The following is a 25213-nucleotide window of genomic DNA, read 5'->3' as shown; positions in this document are numbered from 1 at the left end:
GTTCTTGAGGCGCCGGCTCTTATCGCGGTATCGCCGATCGACAGCGCGTTCGAGACGATCGAGAAGAAAGGTCCGCTTTTCGGCGGCCTACGTGTGACGATAAACGGCGAAGATGGGGTCGCCAGCGGTCCCCTGCCCCATTTCGCCAGTGGGGTGGTAAGCCGACGGGCAGCTTTTCGGCCAGAAGGCCTGACAAGCTGCCGCTCGATTATGCCTCATTCCTGGTTTCAACGGGAAGAAGAAGGCCCTCTTAGATGATATCGGCTGCAACAGCGCGTCCCGATCGCAAGAGGGGCGCGGTCCCAAGTGCCCGGCATGTAAGGACGCATTGCCGCCGAGGGGAATACCGCGTCATCGGGCGTTGTCGTAGCTGGCCCGCCTGTCGCGAATGAATTCCCGATGTTCAATGGCCCAAACAGCAAGATGCCGTGCGGTTTGAGCCAGGGACATTCCCGCGGCGCTTAGCGAATATTGCACCTGTGGCGGCGTGGTGTTGCGCACTGCCCGATGAACCAGTCCGTCACGTTCCAAGGCCTTTAGCGTCCGGGTTAGCATCTGCTGCGAAATTCCCGGCACCTGCCGCTTGATGCTGTTGAAGCGTTCCGGGCCGCGGCTTAGCAGCACCACAATCTGAACTGTCCACTTGTCACCAATCCGTGCGAGCACGTCCCCCACGCCGGCGCAGTTCGGAAGTTCGTCGAGCACATCAGTCATAACTGTAGGACCTGGTCACAAGAAAATGCGTTCTTGGAGCAGCATAAGAAGTCACATATCCTTAGCAAGTCTATAAATTAGACCTGACGCTCACGGATTGCGGGTCGAGGTAAAAGGAAGTTTGCATGATTGGCATTTCGACCCCCCGTGAAGCCAACATGGATGCGCCAATGCCTGTAGCGTCGGTCCGGGCACTGCGGTTGCAGTCTCCCGGCCGAGGTGAGGACCTGCAGTTGCGTGTGTCTGCACCGGTTGTCGGTAGTGACTTGCCTGTGATCCTGTTTTCACATGGCTTTGGGTCGTCCATGGACGCCTATGGGCCTCTGGCGGACTATTGGGCGGCACATGGCTTTGTCGTAATTCAGCCGACCTACCTCGATTCACGACGGCTCGGACTGGCACTTGAAGATGAATCGCAGCACTCGATCTGGCGCATCCGTGTGCATGACGCGAAGCGCATCCTCGACCATCTCGACCAGATCGAGCGAGGGTTGCCCGGCCTTGCCGGAAGGGTCGACCGCACCAATGTTGCGGCTGCAGGCCATTCTTTTGGCGGCCAGACAACGAGCATGCTGCTTGGCGCCCGCATGTTGGCGGGCGGTCTCGACGAGGACATGTTTGATCCGCGGATCAAGGCGGGCGTCCTGTTGGCATCAGCGGGTAGGGGCGGAGATGATCTAAGCGAGATTGGACGAGCCATCACGCCTTACCTCCACACCAGCTTTGACCACATGATCACGCCTACGCTCGTCGTCGCAGGTGATGCGGATCATTCCGCATTGACAACCCGGGGGCCCGATTGGTTCTACGAACCTTATCAGCTTGCCCCTGGGAGTAAGACGCTTCTCAACGTTTTCGGCGGCGAGCACATGCTGGGCGGCATTTCCGGCTACGCAGTTACAGAAACTACTGATGAATGCCCCGAACGTGTGGCGCTCATCCAGAAGGTCACCTTGGCCTATCTACGCCAGCAATTGCTCGGCGACGAGAAGGCGTGGTCCAGCATTTGCGCAGCTCTTAGTCACGACCCTGTCCCCAAGGGCCGTCTTACGACCAAGTTGAGTTGATGAGCAGGTAAGCGGAGCGGTACGTCCCAGAGGCTCTACAAAGGTGCGCTCCTCAGCGATGTGGCAGCTTGTCGCCTAGCGTGCGGCCACAAGCTGGGTGCCGTGAGCCAGATGATCCCCAGCCATCCATGGCTCGTCCTCAGGGGGCAGGCCCCGCCCATAGCACAATCTCAAGACGGCCGGGCGACATGTCCCACATTTGCATCAGCACACCCTGCATTTCACCGAGGCAGCATGCAGGAGTGATGTCCCCTGCATGCTGACATAGCCGGAACTAATGGGAGATACTCGCCGGAGCACTGTTCCGGGTCTCCATTACCGCCCCAGAGCTGAGAGGCTGAAGTGTGTCCTTGTCGAGGAGGAGGAAAGAGCCGTGTCCATCGGCGCCGCGCACGTCAACCCGAATGGCTTCGCCCCATTGCTCCACCGCGTCAGCATCAATGCCCCGGTGAGCCAGGCTCGTGATAACGCTGGACGCAGAACGCCCATGGACTTCCTGCTCCTCTTCCGTCAACGACTGCGCGGCCAAGGCACTTACGGGGAGCAGGGTCACTGCAGCTGCGAGGAGAGCTGTCGTCACCATGACTATGCTCCCGTTCTTGACCGTCTCGGCCGTCCGCCCGCTCGATTGCGCATAGGCCCCGGAAGCGCTTGGGGCGATGCACCCGATTGCCGAAATCTCTGGATCATTCGAAGTAAGTCTAAGTTTTGGCATGACAATTCCTTCTATCTCGAAGGCATTATAGCTAGGACGTTGGTGTCGCCGTTGCGTGCCGAAAACTCTCGGATGCCTGCCTATTCCTCTTGATCTCGCCGATCGATCGTGGTGGCTGGACACTGCTGCGGTGTGGCGAAACAGCGACCAAGAAAGCCGTTGTTCAAAGCCGCAGGCACTGAGCACCCAACCCTGAGCCGCTGCAACGAGCAGGCGCCCCGAGGCGGCAGCCGCGTGTCTCGCTTGTAAGCATTCGGAAACAAGTGGCCAAGCCGACGCGGATTGCTCGGCGGGATCGATTGGCATCCCTTTGGTGATCAAGCCACCAAAGGGACGACGCATCATTTCCACTCAGGGATCATGCTCGGCATGGCGTAGCGGGCGCCAGCAGCGCCCTCGGGCAGGATTGCCGTGATCCGGGCCAGATCTTCTGCCGTCAGCTGGACCGCAGCCGAGCCGATGTTCTCCGCTAGGCGTTCCTTGCGGCGCGTGCCCGGGATGGGAACGATGTCGTGCCCTTGCGCCAGCAGCCAGGCGAGAGCCAGTTGCGACACGGTAACGCCCTTTGACGTGGCCAGCGCCGTGAGCTGCTCGACCGCAGCCTTGTTCTTCTCGAAATTGCCAGGCTGCCAACGCGGATCGCTGCGTCGCAGGTCGTTCTCGGCATAATCTGCAGCCGGCTTGACCTCGCCCGTGAGGAAACCGCGACCAAGGGGAGAATAGGGCACAAAGCCGATGCCCAGTTCGCGCAAGGTGGGGAACAACGCCTCAACCTCCCGTTCGAACACCGAATATTCGGTCTGCAGCACGGCCACCGGCTGCACGGCATGGGCGCGACGGATGGTTTCGGGCCCCGCTTCGCTCAGGCCGAAATACTTCACCTTGCCGGCAATGATCAGGTCTTTGACCACGCCGGCCACGTCCTCGATCGGCACATTGGGATCGACCCGGTGCTGGTACATTATGTCGATGTGGTCCACACCCAGATTGCGCAGGCTCCTGTCGGTAAGCTCGCGGATGAAGTCGGGACGGCTGTCGATCCCCCAATCCTCGGTGAAGCCGAACTTGGAGGCAATCACGATCTCGTCGCGAAATCCTTTGACGGCGCGGCCGACAATCTTTTCATTCTCGCCCCAACCGTACACGGCGGCCGTATCGAAAAAGGTGACGCCCCGGTCAAAAGCATAGCGGATTGTCTCGATGCCCTGGGCTTCATCGCTGTCCCCATAGGCAATGGAGACGCCCATGGCGCCATAGCCGATTGCCGAAACTTCCGGACCATTCAAACCGAGTTTACGCTTTTCCATGACAATTCTTCCATCTTGCAGGCCTCATAGCTACGGCCTTGGCCTCACCACTGCGTGCCGAAAACTCCTGAATGCTTGCCTATTCCTCCTGATGCGTTGCGGTAGGCCGCTTGCCGGGACTAGTATCGCGAGATGAGCACCACCACAGACTTGAAGCGCCTGATCCGGCCATACGCCCTGCAACCCAAGACGGCGACGTCGATCGCCCGGCTGGAAATCATGCGGCTGGACCATCCCACGGATTTGCAGCCGGTGATTTACGAGCCTGCTGTTTGTCTCGTGCTGCAGGGTGCAAAACGGGCCGTAATCGGCGAAAAGGTCTTGGCTTATGGCGAAGGCGATTACTTCATCGCCGCAGCCGAGGTAGCAGCGCTTGGCCGGATTTCGGCAGCGACGCCGGATGAGCCTTATCTGGCTCTCACCCTGCTGCTCGAGCCGCAGGTGATCGCCGGCGTGCTGCTGGACTTGCCGAAAGGGATCGAGCCCCCGGTTTCGTCCGGGTTCTACACCAGCACGGCAGACAGCAAGCTGCTCGATGCCTGGCTGCGGCTGGTGAGTGTGCTCGAGCGACCCGACGAGGCCGCAGTGCTGGCCCCCATGATCGAGCGGGAAATCCTGTTCCGGCTGCTGCAGGGCCCGAGTGGCGTTCTGCTGCGCCAGATTGCTGGGAGCGACAACCGGCTATCCAGCATCCGCAAGGCAATGGCCTGGCTGCGCCAACACTACGCTGAGCCGGTCAGGGTCGAGCAACTTGCCGGTATTGCCGGGATGAGCCCATCCGTGTTCCACAAGCACTTTAAGGATGTGACGGCGCTGTCCCCCATCCAGTACCAAAAGCAGATCCGACTGCACGAGGCGCGCCGGCAACTGTCGCAGGCACCGGTGGACGCAGCCGGTGTGGCCTTTTCCATTGGCTATGAAAGCGCCTCCCAGTTCAGCCGAGAATACAAACGCTTGTTCGGTGCCTCACCCGTGCAAGATGCCAAACAATTGCAGAGCCTAATCGGTTAGGAAGTCGTTGGATCGCCATCAAATCCTCTAGTCAGCCCGTTGATACCCTCCAATTACCGGCCATCCGCGGGGTCAGAGGTCTTGTCGCCGCGCGAGCCGGCAAGGAAAGTCAGGGCGGCCGCGAGCGCGAGCAAACTCCCCGCAGTAAAGGCGCTGTTAATACCGTTGCCATCTACAAGAACGCCGCCAGTGAATGCGCCTAGCGCCAGAGCAACTTGGAACACAGTAACCATCATCGCCGAGCCAATCTCGAAACGCTCTGGCGCGGCCGCATAGAGCCAAAGTTGCACGCCTAATGGTACACCGCCAAATGCGAGACCCCACAGCGTTACAAATGCGATGGCGGCCAAACTGTGCCCGCCAAAAAGCATAGCCAGGAACAGGGCGACAGACAGCAACAGCATGACGCCCGCAAACCCCACGCGCAAACTCTGATCCAGCGCCTTTTCAGCTGCGAAAGTGCCCAGCAGTCCGGCCACACCATATGCCGCAAGGACGCCGCTGAGCATTGACGGGCTCAGGGCTACAACCTGCTTCAAGAACGGCTCAAGGTAGGTGTAGGCTGCAAAATGTCCGGTAACGATCAAGGCCGTCGCCAGCAACCCGATCCGCGCCTGGCGCACCGCAAACAGGGCGAAGATGTCACCCACCCTCACCACCCGGGTTGCTGGAAGCTTGGGCAGGAGCAAGGCCTGGCCGATCAGGGCGGCAACCGATAATACCGCCGTCGCCAGGAACGCCGAGCGCCACCCCGCCCATTCACCAATCAGCGCGCCGGCGGGAACACCGGCCACTGTCGCGACCGAGATGGAGGCAATGATAATTGCCGTCGCACGTCCGCCGGCGGACTCCGTGACAAGCCGCCTCCCGATCGCCGCTGAAAAGGTCCAAAACCCTCCAATACATAGCCCCAACAACACGCGGCCCAGCAGCATGACAGCGAAAGACGGCGCTAAGACTGCCACCACGTTGCTCAGAACAATCAGCGCGGTCAGCACCACAACAAAGATCCGGCGATCGATTGATCCTGCGGCAACTGTTAACACGGGGGCGGCAATTGCCGCCGCGATGCCGGGAACGGTCACCATCAAACCGGCAGATCCCTCGGAAACCCCCATGTCCGACGCTATGGCGCTCAACAGGCCAATAGGCAGGAACTCCGTCGTTACCATAGCAAATGCGCCGATGGCGATGGAGGCAACAGCAAGCCAAGGGCGAATTGATGGGCGATCCCCGATTGTGCTCGAGCTTGTCATCGGATCAATGCCCCCGACCAGCGTTATGCTTGGAAGTCAGCAGGACCGTGCCGAGCTTGCCCGAGCGTTCAGCTTCGCTGACAGCTAAGCCCACCTGGGCGAGATCATACTCAGCTGCGACTCTGAACAAGCTAGGGGCGTTCCGCGCCAAGCCCATCGCGAGGGCCAGGTCGGAAGCGCGCACTTCGTCGGGCAAATTGCTCCATCGTCCAACGGATACGCCAGTGATCGTTATGCCCCCTGCGGAGAAGGCAAGCGCAGGCACACGGATCGGCTCCCCGGAAAGGTCGCCATAGGAAATGACCGTGCCGCCATCCATGCCCGAAATGACTGTACTCAAAACGTCTCCGCCGACAGGATCAAGTACCATGCGGATGGGCCGGCGATCAGCGATTGTGCGCAACTCTTCCTGCCATTCTGGATTTTCGGTGCTCGCCATTGGCATACCGGCGAAATCGCCTTCGACCGCTGCCATGCTGATGTGGGAGCGGACCAAGCCGACAGGAAAGTAGCCCTTGTTCAGCAAAAGAGAGGCGGTAAGCTTTGCGACTTGAGATCTGGCGGCTGTCAGAACAACTGCGTCGCCTTGCTTAAGGCCAGTTTCCTCGGCAGCGCGCACGATCATGGCTGCAGTCAGCGGATTAACATGCAGTTGGGCGGCCGTCTCCGCAGCGATGTCGTCTGGGACCAGCGTAACAAAGCGGGCGGGAACCAAGACCTTCTCGCTCCAGGCGCCGCGCGCCGGGAAAAAGGCGACTCGCGCACCTGGCACAAGGCCGCTGGACGGGCTCACCTCCGGACCAATCGCCTCGATGGTTCCGGTCCCCTCAAAGCCAATCTGCGCGCCGGCCGGTCCAACCGGCGTTATGTTGCCGCGTGACCGGTAAAGCCCCCGAACGCCGATTAGATCTCCCGGACGAACGGGACGATGCGTAGCTCGAACCAGGACTTCTCCGTTTCCTGGCTCAGGTAATTCTGGCCTGTCCGTTAGTTGCAGCACGTCGGCCGGTTCGCCATAGCGGTAGTAGATGATGCTTTGCATGATATGCCTCAGCGCAATGATGGAATGCCAGTAAGAAGCTGCTCGGTAACAAAGGTGGGGGTTGGTCGGGCGCCGCGAAGTGCCTGCCTCGACGGCTTCGTTCCAGTAGATCAGCCTGGAATAGGTACGATTGCCCCCCAGAGCCTGAGCGGCCGGTACATTTCTCTAGGATAGACGCCGAGTGCCGCCGGAAGGTCCAGCATCTGCCTGTAAGGGCGCCGGCAATGCCGGGGTCAATTGTTGGCGGGAGCGGCGGGTTCTTTCGTTCTGCGGACGGTGTCGCCCCAATGGAACCTCGCCCGGTCACTGCTGGTGAAGTCCGGGTCTACATAGACATGGACGCGCTTGATAAGCAGGTCATCGAACACGAACACGTTGCAGAAGCGGCCTTCTGAGCGCTCCGGGTTCGGCCAAACCTTCCCATCCTTCGTTGTGCCTCCCTCGTAACCTTCCACGACGACGTAATCGCCACTGGTGATGAAGTTCAGGCGATCGAAGTCATGTTTGATAGTCGCAATCTCGGTCATGAGACCCGCGGCACTTTCCGCGACAGCAGCCTTGCCGTAGCCCACGCCAAACTTGGGAAAATAGAGCTGAACGTCGTCGCTCATCAGGTCGAGAACTGCGGGATCGCCGGCGTCCACCCTCCGGAAGTACTCAGTTGTTATTTCGATGCGTTGGGCGGTCAGTGCATCAGGCTGGTTCATTGTGGTTCCCATGTTTTTGCGAGTTAGCTGCGGCTACTTCGACCCACCAGAAGAATACCGTTCGGTAGGGTATCGATCAGTACTGAAATTGCATTTAGGTGTCAATGCCGCTCGTCCGCCCTCTTCTCGCGGCAGCCCCGAAGCAAAGCTTTCAGTTTTGCGTACGACAGCCGATAAACCTCTGGCCCCTTGTCACGGCTGGCGTGACCGCATTCTGGTCCGATGCAGCACAGCTGCTTCGTCTGGCCGATCGTTGACCATCGCGACGGTCCGGTGTCCGGTCGATATGCCCCCCAGTTCAACAACATCGATGCGGTGCATGAGGCGGTCTTGCGAGGCATGAAGGCCGTTCCACGCCAGTCTCCGCCACATTGCTGATCGAAGGCTCCCTCTTATGAGAAACCATCTCGACTGCCCGGACGGTTAGATGCTTTGCCCGTCGAGCGAATCTCTCTCGCCGGTGGTCCGCTTCTTGGTCGGTTGCCAAGGCATCTTCAGGAGCAGAAGTCCGATCCCCTACGTCCGCAGGCAAAGAATGGACGAGGGGCTGGATCGGCTTTCACCCGCCACCCACGGCCTCCAGAGCTGCATCGTTCCGGAGCGTGCCCGAAGTGACTCGCTGAAAATCTCGGCTCCAGAGCTTCAAATTGGCAGGCTTGCTCAGGCTTTGGTCGGCCAAGTTGTCAACACGTGGTCGATAACCAGATCGAGAGCACTTCTTTCAACCCCAGCCTTCGCCTGCACGGCCATGCCTTGGGTGACGATCATCACGAAGCGTGCCAGCGCGGCACAGTCAGCCGATGCCGGCAAGTCGCCTTCCGCACTTGCTCGCTCGAGTCGCTTACACAGAGCTGCCTCGTTGGCCGAGCGCCGGCGGATCAGTTCTTGCCGTACGGGTTCGTTCTGGTCCGAGCAGGCAAGAGCGCCGTTAACCCCGAGGCAGCCTGGATGCACTTCATACCGGGTCTGCTGCTCGGCTGAACCACGCAGAATGCGTTCCACCACCTTAAAGGAACTCGGCTCTGACAGCGCCTCGGTGATGAAAGACAGATATTCAGCTTCGTAGCGGTCGAGCGCCTGAAGGAACAGTGCTTGCTTGTTTCCGAATGCCGCGTAGAGACCGGGGCGGGCCACCCCGGTTGCGGCAGTCAGGTCTTCAAAAGAGGTGCCTTCGTAGCCCTTTTGCCAGAAAACACCCAACGCGGCTTCGAGCGCGTCGTTTACGTCGTACTGCTTGTGCCGGCCCATGGTCCGTCCCCTTCTTGCTCAGCTACGGCCATCATCTGCAGTTGACGACCGCTGCCCACATACTATACCGACCGTTATTGTACTTCTTGGTATTGAAATTGGCTAGCACCTTGATGCGAGGCCAATCGCAGAAGGCACTAGCGCAAGGATGAGGAAACCATGAACGATAGCCCGCTCGGCATGTATGAGGCCTCCGTGCCGCTGTTCCTTGGCGGCTTCCGAACCCTTTCCGGCCTGCTCACGAAGGCCAACGAGTACGTCGCGTCCGGCCGCATTGCAGAGCACGATCTCATCGAATCGCGGCTTGCGCCGGACATGGACCCGTTGCGTAGCCAAATCCAACGCGCGAGCGACACCGCCAAGGGATGCGCCATGCGGCTTGCCGGCCGGGACGTGCCGAGCATCCCGGACGATGAGACGACGTTGCAGGACCTTCAGGATCGCGTGGGAAAAACGCGGGCGCTGCTGCTTTCCCTGTCCCCGGGCGATTTCGCTGACAGCCATGCCCGCTCGATCAAGATCAACATGCGCCGCCGTTGGGTCACGTTTGATGGCCGGGACTACCTGCTGGAATTCGCGCTGCCAAACTTCTTTTTCCACGTCACAACCGCCTACGCGATCTTGCGTCACAACGGGCTAAAGATCGGCAAGCTCGATTACCTTGCGGATGTCCGCGAGCGCTGGCACAGCCAGCGAAACTCGGGCGCGTAACCTTCCCGCGCGCGCTTGGGCGCATTGGCAACCAGGTTCCACCGCAATCCCTTTGGGTGCGGGGAGCCGGTTTGAATGCGGACCGTCTCGGCCGCACGCCTACCCCCGCCCCGCGCGCCGGCCAATGCCCGCGTTGGATCGCGGCCCAAGATACAGGAAGGGGTGGTAAGCGGTCGGCTGGCTCTGGGCCAGAGGCCACCGGAAAGCAGCCGCAGGACGCTAACTTGCGGGACAATGAGACACCAGAGATCGAGCGCGCTGGGTGCTTGCAACGGCCTGTGATGCGCGGCTACGCTCGACTTCAGCTTGTATTAGGTAACACCGCGCCTTGAAGGTGATCGCCAAAGGGTCGTTGAAGCGTCCCCGAGTAGACTGTGGCGACGCTTAGATGCACGCTTGATGCTAGGAGTCATGGGAGATTGTCAGTCCGATGGCGGTCAATGCTTATGACTTCCTCTGATTGCTCCACTACCGCACTGCGCTAGTGTAGCAATGGTGTTGGTAATGGCGGTTTAGCTGGCGAGCTCAAGAAGAGGATAGTCGGTGTAACCGCGGGCGCCCTCGCCGAAGAAAGTCGTCGGGTCGGGAGTATTGAAGGCCGCTCCAACGCGTAGGCGCTCCACCAGGTCGGGATTGGCGAGGAAAGGCACTCCGAACGCAACAAGGTCCGCATGTCCGGCGGACAGGACTGCATCGCCCTTCGCCCGGTCAAAGCCGCCATTGACGACCAGCGTGCCCCGGAACACAGAACGGAATGTCTCAGCAACATTCCCAATCTCAACGGGCCCCGCGTCATAGGCGGCCTCGTTTGGCTCGGTGAGATGAAGATATCCAACCCCTAGGCGATCGAGTTCGCGCACGGCATAGCTAAAAGTCTCGCGCTTATTGCTGTCGTGCATGCCGTAGAGCACGGAAGAGGGAGACAGCCGAACGCCCACTCGTTCCGCCGACCAGGCCGCTATCATAGCCTCGGCCGTTTCCAGTAGGAGCCGGGCACGACCAGCGATGGACCCGCCCCAGCTATCGGTTCGGTGGTTAGATCCGTCCTGCAAAAACTGGTCCTGCAGGTAGCCATTGGCCCCATGCAGCTCGACACCGTCAAAGCCAGCCTCGCGAGCGTTGTGTGTGGCCTGCGCGAAATCCTCGATGATGGCGGGTAATTCAGTCGCGTGCAGTTCGCGTGGCTTGGGGAAATCTACCCTTCCGCGGGGCAGGAAGAAATTGCCAGACGCGGCGACCGGCGAAGGCCCGACAGGTAGTTCGCCTCCGCGGATTTCCGGGTGGGAGACACGGCCAGCATGCCAGATCTGGTTGTAGATCCGACCTCCCGCAGCGTGAACCGCATCGGTGACTTTACGCCAGCCGGCAATCTGGTCATCGCGATGGATGCCAGGGGCCCGAATGATCCCATGCGCTTGATCGGAGACCTGCGTGCATTCGGTGATGTTCAGTCCGGCACTGGCGCGCTGAACATAATAGTCGATCATCAACTCAGTGGGGACGCCGTTTTCCATTGCTCGGGTCCGAGTCATGGGGGCCATGACAATGCGGTTGGGCAGGTGCAGCCCGTTGAAGTCGTAGGGCGTGAATAGACTTGTCATTGTCTGTAGTCCTTGGTTCAGGTCAAGCATGGTGTTGCCGCCGCCGTCCGCGACGATGGCGTGGCCGGTGAAGAAATCGCTTTGGGAGAGGCGAGGAAGAAGACGATGCTGACGAGGTCCTGGGGGACCTCGTCGGACTTCAATCCTCAACGAATGATCCTGAACGCCTTGCGAAGTTCATCCGTGAATAGGGCCGGCTGCTCGAAAGCCGCGAAGTGGCCACCATGTTCTACCTCGTTCCAATAAAACAGGTTCGGCCACATCTGCTCCGCCCAGGATCTTGGCGCGCGCCAGATTTCACGTGGGAACACGGTTGCGGCCATTGGCAGCTCGATTCTGCCGAAATTGAAATCCGGTCCCGTGGGCGCATTCTCCCAATACGTGCGTCCAGAGGAGGCCGCTGTATTCGTGAACCAGTATAACGAAATGTCATCCAGCATCTCGTCGAGGGTGAGCGCGTCTTCCGGGTTTCCTCGATTGTCGGTCCAGGCATGGAATTTTTCGTAGATCCACATCGCTTGGCCGACCGGACTGTCAGCCAGGGCATAAGCGACCGTCTGTGGCCTCGTGCCTTCAAGGTGGAAATAGCCCGAACCATCACCCTTGAAGGCTGCAATGGCGTCCAGAGCGGTTTTCTCGACAGGCGTAGGATTGGTCCGGGGCATGTTATCATGGACAAATTGCCAATTCACATGTGCGGCCACCAAGCCTTGCGGTCTCTGGTTGGCAAGAAAATGCGTTACTGCGGCACCCCAGTCACCACCCTGCGCCACCCAACGGTCATACCCTAACCGTTGCATCAGAGTTGCCCAAGCACCTGCGGTGCGCGGGATGTTCCAGCCTGTTTCGCTTGGTTTATCCGAGAAGCCATAGCCGGGCTGCGAGGGGATGACGAGATGGAAGGCGTCCTCTGCTCTGCCGCCATGAGCCGTAGGATTGGTCAGCGGATCAATGACTTTGAGGAATTCGATAAACGACCCTGGCCAACCATGCGTCATGACCATAGGCAGGGCGCTTGCGTGCTTTGAACGCACGTGCAGAAAATGAATCCCAAGGCCGTCGATATTTGTCCTAAACTGGGGAAGCGCGTTGATTTTCCGCTCGAACCTTCGCCAGTCATAACCGCTGGCCCAGTATTCGACGAGTTCGCGTGCTTTAATTAATGGTACACCTTGGGACCAATCTGCCACCGTCTCCTTGTCGGGGAACCGTGTCCGAGCGAGCCGTGCCCTAAGATCAGAGATGCTAGACTCCGGCACATCGACCTTAAATGGTGTTACGGCCTCCGTAGCGGGGGGTAGCGCCATCTCGGCACGCGCTTCCAATGCCAGCGCCGCTCCCAGTGCAATAGCTGCCGGCGCCGCTGCCGCGTGCCTGAGAAAATTCCTGCGTGATGATCGAATAGCGTCGTTCGGAATATCGTTTCTCATAGTCTTATCCAAGGTTGGCATTAAGGGCAGGTAGATTGTCACACCCATGCTAGATCTGGGCGCTGCCACCGTCGGCGAAGAGCTCAGCGCCGGTTACGTAGCTGGAATCGTCTGACGCCAGGAACAGGGCGGCAGCCGCGATTTCGTCGGCTTCGCCGACCCGACCCATCGGAATGGTCGTGGCGAGGTAATCGAGAAGGCCCTGCTGCTGCACGGCATCGGGACCGGCAAGGTCGACGAGCCCGGGGGTGCGGGTAGCGCCTGGGCTGATCGTGTTGATGCGAATGCCGCGATCCTTGAGATCCAGGATCCAACTGCGGGAGAGGTTGCGAACGGCGGCCTTGGATGCGCTGTACACACTGAAAGCGGCAGTCCCCTTGCTACCGGTGCTCGAACCGGTCAGGATCACCGAAGCACGCTCGCTCAATAGCGGAAGGGCCTTCTGTACCGTGAACAGAACGCCCTTCACGTTCCGTTCGAACGTCGCGTCAAATTCGGCCTCCGTAATAGCGCCGAGCGGCTGCATTCCGCCGCCCCCAGCATTGGCGAACAGCACGTCGAGCCGGCCCTTCTCGTCCGAGATCACCCGGAAGAGGCGATCGAGATCGTCGAGTTTTGTGGAATCCGCGTTGATGCCACGGGCATTCGTACCGATCGCCGCCACGGTATCGTCCAGCGCCTGCTGCTGGCGTCCGGTGACGAACACGTAGGCGCCTTCCGCCGCGAAGCGCTTCGCTGTCGCTAGCCCAATGCCCCTTGTGCCGCCCGTAACCAGGGCGACCTTCCCTTCAAGTCTTCCAGTCATTTCAGTTCTCCTTGGTTGGATGGCAATGAGATATGGACGTGCGCGTGCATTCGAAATAGAAACGAATGCAAAGCATCGTTTCAGGAATGGTGATGTCCAAGCTGCCCGATCTCGAAGGCTTGGCGATCTTCGCTAAGGTCGCAGAGGAGCGTTCCTTCGCCCGCGCAGCGCGACTCATGGGACTATCGGTGGCCACGGTTTCCCGTTCCGTCGGCCGCCTGGAAGACCGGCTGGGAACCCGATTGTTCAACCGAACCTCGCGCCAGCTAGCCCTGACCGATATGGGAGCGAGCCTCGCGGCCCGGGCTAGCGCGATCTACGCCGACGCGGAGGCAGCCGAGAACCTTGTACTCGAACAGTCGAGCCAGCCTCGCGGTCTGGTCCGGCTGGCGATCCCCATGTCGTTCGGTTTGCGCTGGGTGACACCGCTGCTGCCTGCATTCTTTCGTCAGTATCCCGACGTCTCGATCGATCTCCATTTGAGCGACGCGGTGGTGGATATCGTGGGCGAAGGGTTCGACGCGGCATTGCGGATCGCCGTCCTGCCCGATTCCTCATTGGTCGCGCGGCATCTGGCCGATATCGGCGGGGCGGTAGTTGCCGCCCCCGCCTATCTCGAAACGCGTCGGCTGCCAGAGCGACCGGCCGACCTGGAGCCGGCGGACTGCCTCGGCTATGCGTATCGCCCTCGACAGGACGTGTGGCGTTTCCGCAGCCAGGCAGGCGAGGAGGAGTCGGTCACGCCGGCCGGCAAGCTGCGGGTCACAAACGTCGATGCGCTCCTCCCCATGGTGCTTGACGGTCAAGGCATCGCGGAACTGCCCGCCTTCATCGCCGATCCATACCTGGCGGAAGGGCGCCTCGTGGCCCTGGTACCCGGGTGGACATTGCCCCGGGGGGCGCTGTATTTCGTCACCCCTTCGGCCCGCGCTCGACCGGCTAAGGTCAGCGCTTTGCTGGAGTTTCTCGCCGCTCAGCTGTCACGACCGGTTTGGTCGTAGCTGCAGCAGGCTAATGCGCTCGCGCGCAGCCAGAACGAGACAAGGAAGCGCAGTTCTGGCGGGGCCTTCATCAAGAAGGCGACGGAGCCCGCCCGATATTCCCGCGTGGTGGCTTGGTACCAGCCGCTGCGCGCCAATCTCAATAGGGCCGGCATTGGCGGGTCTGCTGCTGGACGAAAGCGGAGGCCCGCTGATCGCTTGCCTCGCCTTTCTCCAGGCCAAGGTAGCGGAGAAGAACTGGCAATGGCAGCTTTCCGGATAGCCGCACGCCACTACGAACGGCAGAAACGGGGGTCGGTTGCGGCCGGACGGCAACGCGCCCCTGCCCTGCCTCCGTCCAACCATCCAACTGATCAGTGTCGAAGCGATCCCAGCGGCCCTTCGATCATTAGTCCTGGATCGCCCTTCCAAATCATGCGGTAGACCGCGCCCTGGTGAACGGACTGAACGGCGGCCGGGCGCAGGGCGACAATGCAGGTACCACCCGGGTGGCGTATGGATGGGTAGATGATGCCGTTGAGGCCAGTGGCCCGGGCGCGCTCCGCGAGCGCGTTGCCGACCGGGTAGGCTTGAACCGTGTCCGGACCGAGCGCAGGATGGTCGGGTACCTGCCTAAGGTCGAGGAACTCGCCGGCAAGGCTACAAAACAACTCGGCGTATTCGACAGTAGCGTGGTATTCCCCCGCGTCTGCCAGCATGTTGGTCAGGTGATATCCGACTTCGCTGATGCAGGTGGCGACATCCAGAGCGGCATACCAGGCACCCCGCTCGGCGCCGTTGAAGCGGTTCGGCTGCTGCGGCTTGGCATAAGCAAAGGACGCGTTGATAAAGTGCGCATGCGGCACGTCATAAACGAGCTCGTTGGCGGCAAGTCCGGCGATGCCCCGATCCTGCGCCATTAAGCGACTGCTCGTCGCGCCCTCGATCTCGGACAGCACGGCGAGATCATCCTCGTTGTCGACGAGAGGAGCCAACACGGCAGCACGCAGCCGCGCCGTTGTTACCAGCCGAACCGCCCTGGGAAAGGCTTCGGTGACGACCGGCACACCGCCAATCGTCAATCACAGTCCCCCGCGGACGGCGTCCACATAGCGGCGCACCTCGAGCATTTGCGGAATCCCGCCCTTGAGCATGGATTCTATCGGGCTCAACCCGGAAAACAGCGGCGCCTTATTGACCAACCAGGGCCAGCGATCGGCCATATCATCCGCGAACAAGAGATGCAGCCCCTTGTAGATACCGACCAGGGCGGAAATGCGCGTGAGCTGATCTTGGCTGAGGGACTTGTCCTTGCCCTCCTGCTTCATGCGCTCCCAGGTGCTCGTGGACACACCAAGCAGCGCCGCCGCCTGTTCACCCTTGAGACCCCACTCTTGGACGAGACGCTTGTAGGCTTTCAGGGCAACCTTCGACAACCGTGCGCGGTCACTGTCGGCCGAGAAGTCCTGCCGGTTGGGCATCGTCGGCATTGGAACATCGATCTGCAACACTCCGACCTCCATCATCTGATGATCAATAACTAACCATGTGATGGCCGTTTGTCCACAGATCAAGCTCTGGGCTTGCCATCAACCAAGGCAACCCCGTTCCTCTGAGGCAACATGCAACCGAAGTTGCTCTGCTGCGGCTCACCGGCGAGCCTAAGCCGAGACTGCAGCAGCACCGGCAGTTAAGGCAGAGGTGACACTATCGACCTTGTCGCCTCGTTCGGACCGGCCTGGAGATTAGGCCTTCGGTCGTGGGCTTGCTGCAAGGGTGATGGAGGCATTCAGCCGGTGTCGGGTCCCTGGAGTACAACTATAATGAAGCGCACTACACTGTTGACCGCCGTTACGGCCCTTCTGCTCAGCTCTTTGCCGGCCAGTGCTCAGCAGCAGGCACAGCCGCAGCTCAGCATGTGCGGCAATCAGCGAAACACCCCTACCAAGACATGCCTGGTGGATGGCGACACGTTATGGCTCCAAGGCGAGAACATCCGGCTCAAGGACTTCGACACGCCAGAGCCGCAAAGCAGCATCTGCGGCGGCGCCAGAGAAGTTGCTCTCGCTCACAAAGCAAGCGCCCGCATGCTAAAGCTGCTCAACAGCAACGACTGGACCATCGAACGCTTTGGGCTGGACAGCACCCGCAGCAAGCGCCGGCTGGCCACCATCAGGATAGACGGTCGTGATGTGGGTGATATCCTGATCGAGGAGCAGCTGGCGCGGTCCTGGCCGAACGGCAAAGAGTGGTGGTGCAACTGATGCGCGTATCGAGCATACCGAGGCGTAAACCGGATCTGCTGGACCAGGTGGAAGAGGCCATTGGGCCCGCCATCGTGGTCGAGGTTGAGGACCAGACATGGTCACGCCACTTCCTCAATGAGTTGGATCGCAAGGTAGATGAACTGGCCAAGCGGAAGTGAGCCCGGATGTTTGAGATTTGCTGGGAAATCGTCTCACGACTTACTCTCCTCCAAACCTTACTTCCCCTGACGGATGGTCTCGACTGCCCGCCAGTGGAGCAGCAGGCTGAGTGCGGCAGCGGGTACGAGGGCCCAGAGCGGAGCACCCGCCGTGACTGCTGACACGCTGCTCCCAAGCAGCGCCACGGCCAGGCCGTTGAGGTACTGGGCTTGAGCACGTTTGACTTCTTGTGACATGTTCACCTCCTGTTTGGAGGAAGAGTAACGCTGTTGCGAGTGCCGGGGATAAGCAGAGCAAGGGTGTCTCTGCCTCCGCTTTGATGCTGCCGAAAGCTGCCCATCGGCATTGCGCCCCTTTTCGGACGTTCACCCTGTCGGAACAGAGTCCTGAAAGCTGCCGTTCCAGCTACCCTTAGGAACGTCTCGTGGAGCGGTTCTCCGGACAAGCTGCGCTTGAAGAGTAGACGCACCGTTCTTACGAAGCCTGGAACGTCCCAACTTCTGGCATACGGGCGTATATTGCTGCCTCGCTTGATGCTCTCCATCTGTACCTTGCTTTCGGGGCCAGCGAGACGCTTAAAAGCGCGCTGCCCAGGATGTACGAGGGGGTGGTTTCCAAGCAGATTGGTCGGCTAGGACCTCATGGCGAGCACCAGTACCACTGGAGACGCGGCGCGCTTTCACGGCTGAAAATCAATCCCGTTAAAGGTCGGCAATTCCATGTTCTGGTCCATCTCGGTGGTCCGGTGAAGGAGTGAGCTGGGAGATCGGTTACCGTGTAACTGGCTGTCGCTGTGCCAGCACTCATGCGGCCAACCTTTGCGCGAATTTTGATCACTTCACGACTATGCCTCTAATTTGGACATTGATCGTTGACAAGTGAGGACCATGGCTTAGGCTGAAATAAAGCCTTCACGCCATCTCGATCCTAACAGGATCCGGCGCTGTCAGGCTTTCAGGAAACGGAGAGGAAGAATGACGCGCTTAGGTTCGCTTGCAGCCCTATTGCTGATAACGACCGCACCACTTGCAAACGCCCAGGATGTCGACGCCCTTAAGGCGCAGCTCGGTGAGTTGGTCGATGGCAAGGCAAAGCTCACGCAGGAGATCGTCGACTCGGTCTTCAGCTTCGCCGAAGTGGGGTTCCACGAAACCGAAACCATGCGCTACTTGACCGAGATGCTCGAGGCGGAAGGCTTTGAGATAGAGACGGGCATCGGCGGCATGCCGACGGCGTGGGTGGCGACCTGGAGCAACGGCGAGGGGCCGGCGATCTCCTTCAATTCCGACGTCGATGGCCTGCCCGGCCAATCCCAGAAGCCCGGCGTTTTGGCCCGTCAGCCCCTGGTGCAAGATGGCGACGGACATGGCGAAGGTCACAATACGGGCATCGCCGTCAGCGTTGTCGGCGCTCTGGCGACGAAGGAGTTCATGGAGAGCGAGGGCATTACCGGAACGCTGCAGATCTGGCCCGGGATCGCCGAGGAAGCCCTGGCGGCCAAGCAGTGGTTCGTCAAGGCCGGCATTCTCGACGATATCGACGTCGTCATTTCCAACCACGTCGGCAATGGGCTCAGCACCTCCTGGGGCCAGTCCAATTCAATGTCGATGATTTCGGCCGAATTCAGCTTTACAGGCGTTTCCGCCCACGGCGCGGTCAGCCCCTGGTCGGGTCGGTCTGCGCTCGACGCCGTGGAACTGATGAATGCGGGCTGGAACTTCCGCCGCGAGCATCTCCATCCTGATCAGCGTTCGCATTATGTGATCAGCAATGGCGGCCTGCAGCCCAATATCGTGCCGGACAATGCCAGCGTCTGGTACTATTTCCGCAACACCTCCCCGGATGCTGCCGTGGAAATGCTCGAGATCGCCGACGGCATCGCCGAGGGCGCGACACTGATGACCGGCACTTCCTATGAGCGCCGCATTCTGGGCTCCGCCTGGCCCTCACATGGCAATGAAGCACTCGCCAAGGCCATGTACGAAAACATCAAGTCCGTCGGCATGCCGGAGTGGAGCGAGGACGACCAGGCCTATGCCAAGGCCGTCCAGGAAGCGATCGGCGCCGCAACCATTGGCCTTCGCACCGAGATCGGCGACCTCGCCGGCCCCGTCGAAAAGGTCGGCTCCGGCCCCTCGGACGACATTGGCGCGGTGATGTGGACCAAGCCGACGGTGCGTCTGAGCTACCCCGCCAACATCGCCGGCACCATTACCCACAACTGGCAGGCTGCGCTCGCCGTAGCGACCCCCATCGCGCACAAGGGCGCTTTGGCCGGCGCCAAGGTAACCGCCCTCACCGCCCTCGATATCCTGACCGATCCGGAACTGGTCGAGGCGGCCGAAACCTATTTCACCGACGTGCAGACCAAGGACCTCAAGTACTACCCCTTCGAAAGCGAAACCGACGTCCCCTCGACCCACCTCAATGCCGAGACGGACGCACGCAATCGGCCCCGTCAGGCCGAGTTCTACTATGATCCGAGCCAGCACGAGACCTATCTCGACCAGCTCGGCATTGACTATCCGCAGCTCGAAGTGCCTGCACCGGCCACCAATTGACACTGCCGCCGGGGAGGAAACTCTCCGGCGCCACTTCGATCTCTATTGGGTAGACTGATGGTTGACTTGAACTGCCGCCTGCTCCTGCCTCTCGCCTTGGTGCTTGTCTCTGCATCGGCTCTATCAGCGCAACCACGCCACGCCGAGGCGCACGTGCACGGCACGGGGCACCTCATGATGGTGGTCGACGGCAGCACGGTCTCGATCGAGTTGACCATTCCCGGGTCGGACATTGTTGGCTTCGAGCGACAGGCGACGACGCCAGAGGAGCAATCGTCTGTCGAAAACGCCATCGCGACGCTGTCACAGCCAACCGGCCTCTTTGCGTTCACGCCTGACACCGCTTGCACAGTGAAAGCTGCCGCCGCTGAGTTCGGCGCGCACGACGACCATGACCATGCTGAGTTCACAGCCAGCTACGCTCTCGATTGCCCCGGGCTCGCTGCTGGAAATGTTGAACTCCGTACCGGCCTCTTCGATCAGTTCAACAGGGCTGAGGCGTTCAACGTGGATGGCCTGGTGGACGGTGTTGCACTATCCGGCACCCTCACCCGCCAGCAACCCGCCATGACCCTGCGTTAGGCGGCCATGGCGCAGTCCCCAGCCATATCGCTCAGCGGCATGCAATTTGCCTGGCAGGGACGCACGGGCTTCGCCCTTGCCGTCGATACATTCACCATGGCCCCTGGCGAGAGACTGCTGCTGGTCGCGCCGAGCGGCACCGGCAAGTCGACGCTCATCGGCCTCATTGCCGGAATCACACGCCCGGAAAAAGGGAGCGTATGCGTCCTCGGAACCGATCTTACCCGCCTTTCGCAATGGCGGCGGGATCGCTTCCGGGCCGAGCATATTGGCCTCATCTTTCAAAGCCTCAATCTCGTTTCCTATCTGACGGCGCTGGAAAATATCCTGCTGCCGCTGTCCTTCGCCCCAGCGCGCCTCAAGCGGGCCGGAGGCGTTGAAGGGGCTCGGACGCAGGCGCTGCAGATGCTCGATGCCATTGGATTGCCATCGGCCGAGGTCGCAGGGTTGCGCGCGAGCCAGCTTAGCCTTGGCCAGCAGCAGCGCGTTGCCGCGCTGCGGGCGCTGATCGGCGCGCCCGATCTCATCGTTGCGGATGAGCCGACTTCTGCGCTCGACCGCGATCGACAGGCCGCGTTCCTCCAGATGCTTCAGGCTCAGCTCGAAGGCACTGGGTCATCGCTGCTGATGGTCAGCCACGATCCAAGCCTGCCAGGGTTTGATCGCGTGGTGGCGCTGGCCGATTTTGCTCGAGCCAGCAGGGCGCTGGCATGATCATTCTTCGCCTCGCCCTTAAAAGTCTCCTGAACCGGCTCGCCCTCGTCACGCTGACGACGCTGTGCATTGCCCTGTCGGTTGGCCTCGTGGTCAGCGTCGAAAAGGTGCGGGACGGGGCGCGCGCCAGTTTTGCCGGCACAGTTTCCGGCGTCGACCTCATCGTCGGGGCGCGCAGTGGCAATGTGCAGCTGATGCTCTACGCCGTCTTCCGCATCGGCGACGCGGCCAACAATCTCACCTGGGAAACCTACTCGACGATCGCCGAACGGCCGGATGTGGACTGGATCATTCCTTTGTCGCTTGGCGATTCCCACCGCGGCTACCGTGTCGTCGGTACGGATCAAAGCTACTTCGAACATTTCCGCTATCGCGATGACCAGTCGCTCCGCTTCGGTGCTGGCGCCCCGTTCGACGATCTGTTTGATGTCGTGCTGGGGGTCACGGTCTCCGAAGATCTCGGCTACGAGATCGGCGACGTCCTGGTGCTCAATCACGGGCTGGGCAGCATCGGTCTAGCAGAGCATGGCGACCTGCCTTTCCGCGTCTCGGGCATTCTCGAACGAACCGGCACCCCCGTCGACAAGGCTTTGCATGTGAGCCTGTCGGCCATAGAAGCCATCCATGTCGATTGGCAGTCCGGCGGCGTTCCTGTCGGCGAGCGCACCGGAGCTGATGCCGTGCGGGCCATGGACCTGACCCCGCAATCGGTCACCGCGGCCCTCGTCAGATTGACCTCGCCGATTGCCACCTTCACCGCGCAGCGCGACCTCAACCAGTACCGCGAGGAGCCGATCAGCGCCGTTATCCCGGGATTGTCGCTTCTCGAACTCTGGTCGGTCGTCGAGATCGTGGAGGCCGCGTTGCGCCTCGTCGCGGCGTTGATGGTCGTCGCAGCGCTTGCTGGCATGATCGCCACGTTGTTGGCGCTGCTCAACGATCGGCGACGAGAGATCGCCATTCTGCGCGCTGTTGGTGCTGGCCCATGGCACGTCGTGGGACTGCTTGTCAGCGAGGCGACGTTGATCGGCACGACCGGCGCGCTTCTGGGTGTCGTCGCGGCCTATGCGAGCATGGCCCTCGCGGCGCCCTGGATCGAGGGCACATTCGGACTTGCCCTCGATATTGCCGCACCGGGTTCAGTCGATGGGCTGATCGTGTTGGCGGTGGCAGCGACCTCCGCCGTGGCTGGGCTCGTTCCAGCTTATTTTGCATACAGGAAATCGCTTGCCGATGGCATAGCGGTCCAGAGTTGAGAGGCAATCATGCAGCGCAGGACTTTCCTTCTTTCCGGAGCAGCCATGATGGCGGCCCTGCCTGCAGCTGCGGCCCAGGATATCGTCGATCTGGGCTGGGTTGAACTCCTGCCAGGCGGTGGCGATGTCGCTCGCCCCGTGCCGCTTCAGGAGCATGACGAAGGCCGAAACGCCCTGCTGGTCAATGACGGCGACGTACCGATCCGTGAAGACCTGAGCGGGCTCCGGGTCCGCATGGTTGGCTATGTGACCCCGATGGGCTTTGCTCCTGGCTCACGCAGCATGCGCGTCGACACATTTCTCCTCGCACCCTTCACCGGCGCCTGTGTGCACGTGCCGCCGCCCCCAGCCAACCAGCTTGTGCTCGGGCACTTCCCCGAAGGGATCGAACTGGCGACAAGGCTCTCGCTCGATCCCGTGATGATTGTCGGCGTCCTGACCGCCCAGAAAGCAAATGTGGATGTGACCGTTGCCGGCTACCAGGTTGCGGTCGAAAGCATGGAGTACGTTTCTGACGAGCGGTCGAGCAACATGGACAAATACGTCTGGGGAGCGAACTGAACCGGAACGGCAGCTTACGGTTTCGGTCGAGCAGCATTGCGCCCCATGCACGAACCCGCTTCGCGGGAGGGGTGCACGCGGGTGGTAGCGGGTGATATTTTGGGCCTTTGAGCGGAGGGCGGTTGCGATCTGAGCCTGGAGTTTCTTTCAACGAGAGGAACTTTCCATGGCGATCTTATCGACCGACGCTCCCGCCACGCCGCTTCGCCAACGCATGCAGCAGGACATGCTGATGCGCGGTCAGCTGAGATCGCCGACATCGCCTTCCACAACAAGGCGGAGGTCTACGATCTGCTGTTCAGGGCGGCGTCCGAGACCATGCTGACGATCGCCGCAGACCCGAAGCACCTGGGCGCTCGCATCGGCATCACCGCCGTGCTCCACACGTGGGGTTCGGCCATGACCCACCATCCACACATCCACATGATCGTTCCCGGCGGCGGCATTGCCCCGGATGGTCGGTGGATCTCCTCGCGACCGGCCTTCCTGCTGCCAGTGCGGGTGCTGGGTGCGCTGTTCCGGCGCTTGTTCCTGACTCGGCTGCTTGAGCTCTACGATGCCGGACGGCTCGCGTTCCTCGGCAGGCTGGCCGGCCTGAGCAATCGCCGGACCTTCGTCCGTCACCTCGCACCAGTCCGAAGAAAACGTTGGGTGGTCTACGCCAAGCCGCCCTTCGCCGGGCCTGAAGCCGTCCTTGCTTATCTCTCCCGCTACACCCATCGCGTGGCAATCTCGAATAGCCGTCTCCTCGGGTTCGACGGAGCCGAAGTGACCTTGTGCTACAAGGATTATCGCCGCAACGGCACCGACCGGCAGCAGGTCATGACCCTGGCCGCCGACGAGTTCATCCGCCGCTTCCTGCTGCACGTCCTGCCGCGGGGCTTCCACCGCATCCGGCACTATGGCCTGCTCGCCGGCTCCGCCCGCAAGCATTGCCTCGCCCGGGCCCGCGATATGCTGGGGGTGGCACCAGCGCCGGACGAGCCGGCGGCCGAGGAAAACGCCTGGGATCAGCGTGCGCCGTGTCCCTGTTGCGGCGGCATTATGGTGATCATCGAGACCTTCGCGACCTGGAGCCAGCCACGGGCGCCGCCGACCGGACGACCAACAACCCGGGAGACCGTCCATGACCCGGCATGATCCGCTTGTTCAAACGGCTGCGCCACATCGTGGGCCGACGGGATGGTTCGCGCTCGGCGCCTCAGCGACCATCATCATGCACGCCAATCTGATCGAAACCACCGCCGCTGACGCACAAGTGCAGCTCGAACGACGTCCACCTGCCGGCCCCGCCACGTTATACGCTGTGATTAGCGATCAGAACTCGGTCACGCCAAAACGGAAAACCCCATAGCGCAGCATATGCGGACCGCGGGTTCCTGCATGGGTGGCTTTGTGACGCCAAACGGCATCCCAAACCCTTCACCATGTCGGCCGTTCAGCAAACCTGCCCTACTCCCTAAAAGCGGCCGTCGTCCTGTGCTGCTGCATACCGTGGTAGCATCTGAGCTCACGAAAAGACCTGCGCCACATCGTGGTAATGGGACAGCCGTCTTTCGGGGTCTGGCAGGACGTCCTGCAGCATGATCTCGTCGGCGCCGCAGGCCTCGGCCATGCGCAGGAGGCGCCCTCGCAAATCTGCCAAGGCGCAGATGGTGTACATTGGCCAGTCGCCCGTTTCGGCGGGCCACACTCCGCCCGCCAGTTCGACTACTTCATCAACGCTCGGCAGCCTTTGGGGCATGATGTTGAAGCGCCGGCGCTGCTGGAACGCCCAGCGCATTGGCATGGCCAGTTTCTCGGCTTCCGCAAGAGTTGGGGCCGAGGTGACGCGCAGTGCGAGAAAGAGCTTGGGCGCCGGGGGCAGACCGGGGCGCGGCGATGGGCGAAACGCCTTGCGGTATGCCGCTGCTGCGGCTTGCGCCTCTTCGGGTCGGTGGAAGGCCGACAAGGCCAGCGGCAGGCCCAGCGTGCCGGCGCGCTCGGCCGAGGTCTGACCAACGGCCATGATCCACGGTAGCGGCGGCGCCTCGTCGGGCATGACCTTGAGCGGCGCAAAGGGGTGATCGGCAGGAAGATCAGCAAACAAGTGGCCGAGCACTTCCTCGACTTTCGCGGCTTGATCATGCGCCGGCTTTTGGGTGCGGTCCGGCTGCAAGGCCAGATCGGGCAGCGGCCCGGACACCGATTGCCCAAGCCCCAGATCGATACGCCCCGGTGCCAGCGCAGCAAGGGTCTTGGCGCTTTCGGCAATCTTGTAGGGGCTGTAATTGTTCAGCAGAACGCCGCCCACACCGACACGGATGCGGCTGGTCGCCTGCGCCAGGGCGAGCGCCATCACGATGGGATCAACGCAGGCCTCGTAAGGCACTGCATGGTGCTCCACGAGCCAATGGCGCTCAAAGCCCAGCTGCTCCAATGTCTGGGACAGCCTGATGGACTGGCGGATGGCCTCGCCCCCAGTGCTGCCGGGGGCAATCTGGACCTGGTCGAGGAGCGAAAGTTTCATGGGGCACCAA

At 61.2% G+C, this 25213-nt stretch carries 26 protein-coding genes and 1 pseudogene; 13 read left to right on the top strand and 14 right to left on the bottom strand.

Annotation, left to right across the window (positions count from 1 at the left end):
• Positions 1-351 precede the first annotated feature (351 nt).
• Entirely contained in the window at positions 352-714 is a 363-nt protein-coding gene (locus AC3YOG_RS19095; RefSeq protein WP_489936230.1) for a winged helix-turn-helix transcriptional regulator, read from the bottom strand.
• 125 nt (positions 715-839) lie between these two features.
• On the opposite strand from AC3YOG_RS19095, the gene AC3YOG_RS19090 reads away from it, so the two are divergent.
• Positions 840-1781, top strand: a complete 942-nt coding sequence (locus tag AC3YOG_RS19090) for an alpha/beta hydrolase family protein (protein ID WP_489936229.1) — start codon at positions 840-842, stop codon at positions 1779-1781.
• A 274-nt stretch (positions 1782-2055) separates the two neighbouring features.
• On the opposite strand, the gene AC3YOG_RS19085 is transcribed toward AC3YOG_RS19090, so the two are convergent.
• Complete coding sequence (locus AC3YOG_RS19085; protein WP_489936228.1) at positions 2056-2364, bottom strand: hypothetical protein; 309 nt, start codon at positions 2362-2364, stop codon at positions 2056-2058.
• Between the two features lie 473 nt (positions 2365-2837).
• Positions 2838-3803 (bottom strand): aldo/keto reductase, encoded by a 966-nt coding sequence (locus AC3YOG_RS19080; RefSeq protein WP_172122127.1) that lies wholly within the window; start codon positions 3801-3803, stop codon positions 2838-2840.
• A gap of 132 nt (positions 3804-3935) precedes the next feature.
• Here AC3YOG_RS19080 and AC3YOG_RS19075 point away from each other — a divergent pair, with 132 nt between their 5' ends.
• Positions 3936-4814 (top strand): AraC family transcriptional regulator, encoded by an 879-nt coding sequence (locus AC3YOG_RS19075; RefSeq protein WP_173088661.1) that lies wholly within the window; start codon positions 3936-3938, stop codon positions 4812-4814.
• Positions 4815-4867: 53 nt separating this feature from the next.
• Here AC3YOG_RS19075 and AC3YOG_RS19070 read toward each other — a convergent pair whose 3' ends face one another.
• The 4 genes from AC3YOG_RS19070 to AC3YOG_RS19055 form a co-directional block, all read right to left on the bottom strand.
• Positions 4868-6070, bottom strand: coding sequence for an MFS transporter (locus AC3YOG_RS19070; RefSeq protein ID WP_489936227.1), 1203 nt, complete (start codon positions 6068-6070; stop codon positions 4868-4870).
• A gap of 4 nt (positions 6071-6074) precedes the next feature.
• Positions 6075-7112, bottom strand: a complete 1038-nt coding sequence (locus AC3YOG_RS19065; protein WP_489936226.1) for an alcohol dehydrogenase catalytic domain-containing protein — start codon at positions 7110-7112, stop codon at positions 6075-6077.
• Between the two features lie 233 nt (positions 7113-7345).
• Positions 7346-7819: a nuclear transport factor 2 family protein gene (locus tag AC3YOG_RS19060; protein ID WP_172122119.1), complete on the bottom strand. Its 474-nt coding sequence runs from the start codon at positions 7817-7819 to the stop codon at positions 7346-7348.
• Positions 7820-8479: 660 nt separating this feature from the next.
• Positions 8480-9067 (bottom strand): TetR/AcrR family transcriptional regulator, encoded by a 588-nt coding sequence (locus AC3YOG_RS19055; RefSeq protein WP_173088655.1) that lies wholly within the window; start codon positions 9065-9067, stop codon positions 8480-8482.
• A gap of 159 nt (positions 9068-9226) precedes the next feature.
• On the opposite strand from AC3YOG_RS19055, the gene AC3YOG_RS19050 reads away from it, so the two are divergent.
• Positions 9227-9778 carry a DUF1993 domain-containing protein gene (locus tag AC3YOG_RS19050; RefSeq protein ID WP_489936225.1) on the top strand — a complete coding sequence of 184 codons (552 nt, stop codon included), beginning with the start codon at positions 9227-9229 and terminating at the stop codon, positions 9776-9778.
• Positions 9779-10290: 512 nt separating this feature from the next.
• On the opposite strand, the gene AC3YOG_RS19045 is transcribed toward AC3YOG_RS19050, so the two are convergent.
• From AC3YOG_RS19045 to AC3YOG_RS19035, 3 genes are read right to left on the bottom strand one after another with little or no spacing between them, the layout of a single operon-like run.
• Positions 10291-11529, bottom strand: coding sequence for an alkene reductase (locus AC3YOG_RS19045; RefSeq protein ID WP_489936224.1), 1239 nt, complete (start codon positions 11527-11529; stop codon positions 10291-10293).
• A complete protein-coding gene (locus AC3YOG_RS19040; protein WP_172122115.1) occupies positions 11526-12809 on the bottom strand; it encodes an epoxide hydrolase family protein in 1284 nt (427 codons plus the stop codon). Before AC3YOG_RS19040 ends, AC3YOG_RS19045 begins: the two co-directional genes overlap by 4 nt.
• Positions 12810-12858: 49 nt before the next feature.
• On the bottom strand, positions 12859-13614 hold the full coding sequence (locus AC3YOG_RS19035; RefSeq protein ID WP_172122113.1) for an SDR family NAD(P)-dependent oxidoreductase: 756 nt from the start codon (positions 13612-13614) through the stop codon (positions 12859-12861).
• Between the two features lie 92 nt (positions 13615-13706).
• On the opposite strand from AC3YOG_RS19035, the gene AC3YOG_RS19030 reads away from it, so the two are divergent.
• Positions 13707-14615: a LysR family transcriptional regulator gene (locus AC3YOG_RS19030; RefSeq protein WP_172122111.1), complete on the top strand. Its 909-nt coding sequence runs from the start codon at positions 13707-13709 to the stop codon at positions 14613-14615.
• Between the two features lie 353 nt (positions 14616-14968).
• On the opposite strand, the gene AC3YOG_RS19025 is transcribed toward AC3YOG_RS19030, so the two are convergent.
• Positions 14969-15676, bottom strand: a complete 708-nt coding sequence (locus AC3YOG_RS19025; protein WP_489936223.1) for an RES family NAD+ phosphorylase — start codon at positions 15674-15676, stop codon at positions 14969-14971.
• Positions 15677-16105 carry an antitoxin Xre-like helix-turn-helix domain-containing protein gene (locus AC3YOG_RS19020; RefSeq protein ID WP_489936222.1) on the bottom strand — a complete coding sequence of 143 codons (429 nt, stop codon included), beginning with the start codon at positions 16103-16105 and terminating at the stop codon, positions 15677-15679. It lies immediately after the preceding gene.
• A 312-nt stretch (positions 16106-16417) separates the two neighbouring features.
• Here AC3YOG_RS19020 and AC3YOG_RS19015 point away from each other — a divergent pair, with 312 nt between their 5' ends.
• Together AC3YOG_RS19015 and AC3YOG_RS19010 are read left to right on the top strand one after the other, a co-directional pair.
• The gene (locus AC3YOG_RS19015; protein WP_489936221.1) at positions 16418-16858 is read left to right on the top strand and encodes a thermonuclease family protein; all 441 of its coding nucleotides are present in this window, start codon (positions 16418-16420) and stop codon (positions 16856-16858) included.
• Positions 16849-17019, top strand: a complete 171-nt coding sequence (locus AC3YOG_RS19010) for a hypothetical protein (protein ID WP_489936220.1) — start codon at positions 16849-16851, stop codon at positions 17017-17019. Before AC3YOG_RS19015 ends, AC3YOG_RS19010 begins: the two co-directional genes overlap by 10 nt.
• A 57-nt stretch (positions 17020-17076) precedes the next feature.
• Here AC3YOG_RS19010 and AC3YOG_RS19005 read toward each other — a convergent pair whose 3' ends face one another.
• On the bottom strand, positions 17077-17256 hold the full coding sequence (locus tag AC3YOG_RS19005; protein WP_489936219.1) for a hypothetical protein: 180 nt from the start codon (positions 17254-17256) through the stop codon (positions 17077-17079).
• 738 nt (positions 17257-17994) lie between these two features.
• Here AC3YOG_RS19005 and AC3YOG_RS19000 point away from each other — a divergent pair.
• The 7 genes and pseudogenes from AC3YOG_RS19000 (at position 17995) to AC3YOG_RS18970 (ending at position 24048) form a co-directional block, all read left to right on the top strand.
• Complete coding sequence (locus AC3YOG_RS19000) at positions 17995-19581, top strand: amidohydrolase (RefSeq protein WP_489936218.1); 1587 nt, start codon at positions 17995-17997, stop codon at positions 19579-19581.
• Positions 19582-19638: 57 nt separating this feature from the next.
• Positions 19639-20163 carry a ZrgA family zinc uptake protein gene (locus AC3YOG_RS18995; RefSeq protein WP_489936217.1) on the top strand — a complete coding sequence of 175 codons (525 nt, stop codon included), beginning with the start codon at positions 19639-19641 and terminating at the stop codon, positions 20161-20163.
• A 6-nt stretch (positions 20164-20169) separates the two neighbouring features.
• Positions 20170-20877 (top strand): ATP-binding cassette domain-containing protein, encoded by a 708-nt coding sequence (locus AC3YOG_RS18990; RefSeq protein ID WP_489936216.1) that lies wholly within the window; start codon positions 20170-20172, stop codon positions 20875-20877.
• On the top strand, positions 20874-22133 hold the full coding sequence (locus AC3YOG_RS18985; protein ID WP_489936215.1) for an ABC transporter permease: 1260 nt from the start codon (positions 20874-20876) through the stop codon (positions 22131-22133). The genes AC3YOG_RS18990 and AC3YOG_RS18985 overlap by 4 nt, the downstream gene beginning before the upstream one ends.
• A 9-nt stretch (positions 22134-22142) precedes the next feature.
• Positions 22143-22694, top strand: a complete 552-nt coding sequence (locus AC3YOG_RS18980; protein WP_489936214.1) for a DUF3299 domain-containing protein — start codon at positions 22143-22145, stop codon at positions 22692-22694.
• A gap of 243 nt (positions 22695-22937) precedes the next feature.
• A pseudogene (locus tag AC3YOG_RS18975) lies at positions 22938-23834 on the top strand (IS91 family transposase); the annotation flags it as partial.
• Positions 23821-24048 carry a hypothetical protein gene (locus AC3YOG_RS18970; protein ID WP_489936213.1) on the top strand — a complete coding sequence of 76 codons (228 nt, stop codon included), beginning with the start codon at positions 23821-23823 and terminating at the stop codon, positions 24046-24048. The pseudogene AC3YOG_RS18975 and the gene AC3YOG_RS18970, both read left to right, overlap by 14 nt.
• Positions 24049-24204: 156 nt before the next feature.
• Here the strand turns inward: AC3YOG_RS18970 and AC3YOG_RS18965 are convergent, their stop codons facing one another.
• Complete coding sequence (locus tag AC3YOG_RS18965) at positions 24205-25203, bottom strand: MsnO8 family LLM class oxidoreductase (RefSeq protein ID WP_489936212.1); 999 nt, start codon at positions 25201-25203, stop codon at positions 24205-24207.
• Positions 25204-25213 lie beyond the last annotated feature (10 nt).

It is taken from the genome of Devosia sp. Z6_126, assembly GCF_058133495.1.
Note: the sequence above shows the minus strand (reverse complement) of the source record. Positions and strands in the feature narration are given on the sequence as shown.

What these genes read in the sequence shown, in the direction of transcription:
- AC3YOG_RS19030 (WP_172122111.1), top strand. Translation starts at nt 13,707, where the DNA reads ATGTCCAAGCTGCCCGATCTCGAAGGCTTGGCGATCTTCGCTAAGGTC.
- AC3YOG_RS19080 (WP_172122127.1), bottom strand. Translation starts at nt 3,803, where the DNA reads ATGGAAAAGCGTAAACTCGGTTTGAATGGTCCGGAAGTTTCGGCAATC.
- AC3YOG_RS18990 (WP_489936216.1), top strand. Translation starts at nt 20,170, where the DNA reads ATGGCGCAGTCCCCAGCCATATCGCTCAGCGGCATGCAATTTGCCTGG.
- AC3YOG_RS19070 (WP_489936227.1), bottom strand. Translation starts at nt 6,070, where the DNA reads ATGACAAGCTCGAGCACAATCGGGGATCGCCCATCAATTCGCCCTTGG.
- AC3YOG_RS19000 (WP_489936218.1), top strand. Translation starts at nt 17,995, where the DNA reads ATGACGCGCTTAGGTTCGCTTGCAGCCCTATTGCTGATAACGACCGCA.
- AC3YOG_RS18965 (WP_489936212.1), bottom strand. Translation starts at nt 25,203, where the DNA reads ATGAAACTTTCGCTCCTCGACCAGGTCCAGATTGCCCCCGGCAGCACT.
- AC3YOG_RS18985 (WP_489936215.1), top strand. Translation starts at nt 20,874, where the DNA reads ATGATCATTCTTCGCCTCGCCCTTAAAAGTCTCCTGAACCGGCTCGCC.
- AC3YOG_RS19035 (WP_172122113.1), bottom strand. Translation starts at nt 13,614, where the DNA reads ATGACTGGAAGACTTGAAGGGAAGGTCGCCCTGGTTACGGGCGGCACA.
- AC3YOG_RS19040 (WP_172122115.1), bottom strand. Translation starts at nt 12,809, where the DNA reads ATGAGAAACGATATTCCGAACGACGCTATTCGATCATCACGCAGGAAT.
- AC3YOG_RS19095 (WP_489936230.1), bottom strand. Translation starts at nt 714, where the DNA reads ATGACTGATGTGCTCGACGAACTTCCGAACTGCGCCGGCGTGGGGGAC.
- AC3YOG_RS18980 (WP_489936214.1), top strand. Translation starts at nt 22,143, where the DNA reads ATGCAGCGCAGGACTTTCCTTCTTTCCGGAGCAGCCATGATGGCGGCC.
- AC3YOG_RS19055 (WP_173088655.1), bottom strand. Translation starts at nt 9,067, where the DNA reads ATGGGCCGGCACAAGCAGTACGACGTAAACGACGCGCTCGAAGCCGCG.
- AC3YOG_RS19005 (WP_489936219.1), bottom strand. Translation starts at nt 17,256, where the DNA reads ATGTCACAAGAAGTCAAACGTGCTCAAGCCCAGTACCTCAACGGCCTG.
- AC3YOG_RS19090 (WP_489936229.1), top strand. Translation starts at nt 840, where the DNA reads ATGATTGGCATTTCGACCCCCCGTGAAGCCAACATGGATGCGCCAATG.
- AC3YOG_RS19075 (WP_173088661.1), top strand. Translation starts at nt 3,936, where the DNA reads ATGAGCACCACCACAGACTTGAAGCGCCTGATCCGGCCATACGCCCTG.
- AC3YOG_RS19085 (WP_489936228.1), bottom strand. Translation starts at nt 2,364, where the DNA reads ATGGTGACGACAGCTCTCCTCGCAGCTGCAGTGACCCTGCTCCCCGTA.
- AC3YOG_RS19050 (WP_489936225.1), top strand. Translation starts at nt 9,227, where the DNA reads ATGAACGATAGCCCGCTCGGCATGTATGAGGCCTCCGTGCCGCTGTTC.
- AC3YOG_RS18970 (WP_489936213.1), top strand. Translation starts at nt 23,821, where the DNA reads ATGACCCGGCATGATCCGCTTGTTCAAACGGCTGCGCCACATCGTGGG.
- AC3YOG_RS19060 (WP_172122119.1), bottom strand. Translation starts at nt 7,819, where the DNA reads ATGAACCAGCCTGATGCACTGACCGCCCAACGCATCGAAATAACAACT.
- AC3YOG_RS19015 (WP_489936221.1), top strand. Translation starts at nt 16,418, where the DNA reads ATGAAGCGCACTACACTGTTGACCGCCGTTACGGCCCTTCTGCTCAGC.
- AC3YOG_RS19065 (WP_489936226.1), bottom strand. Translation starts at nt 7,112, where the DNA reads ATGCAAAGCATCATCTACTACCGCTATGGCGAACCGGCCGACGTGCTG.
- AC3YOG_RS18995 (WP_489936217.1), top strand. Translation starts at nt 19,639, where the DNA reads ATGGTTGACTTGAACTGCCGCCTGCTCCTGCCTCTCGCCTTGGTGCTT.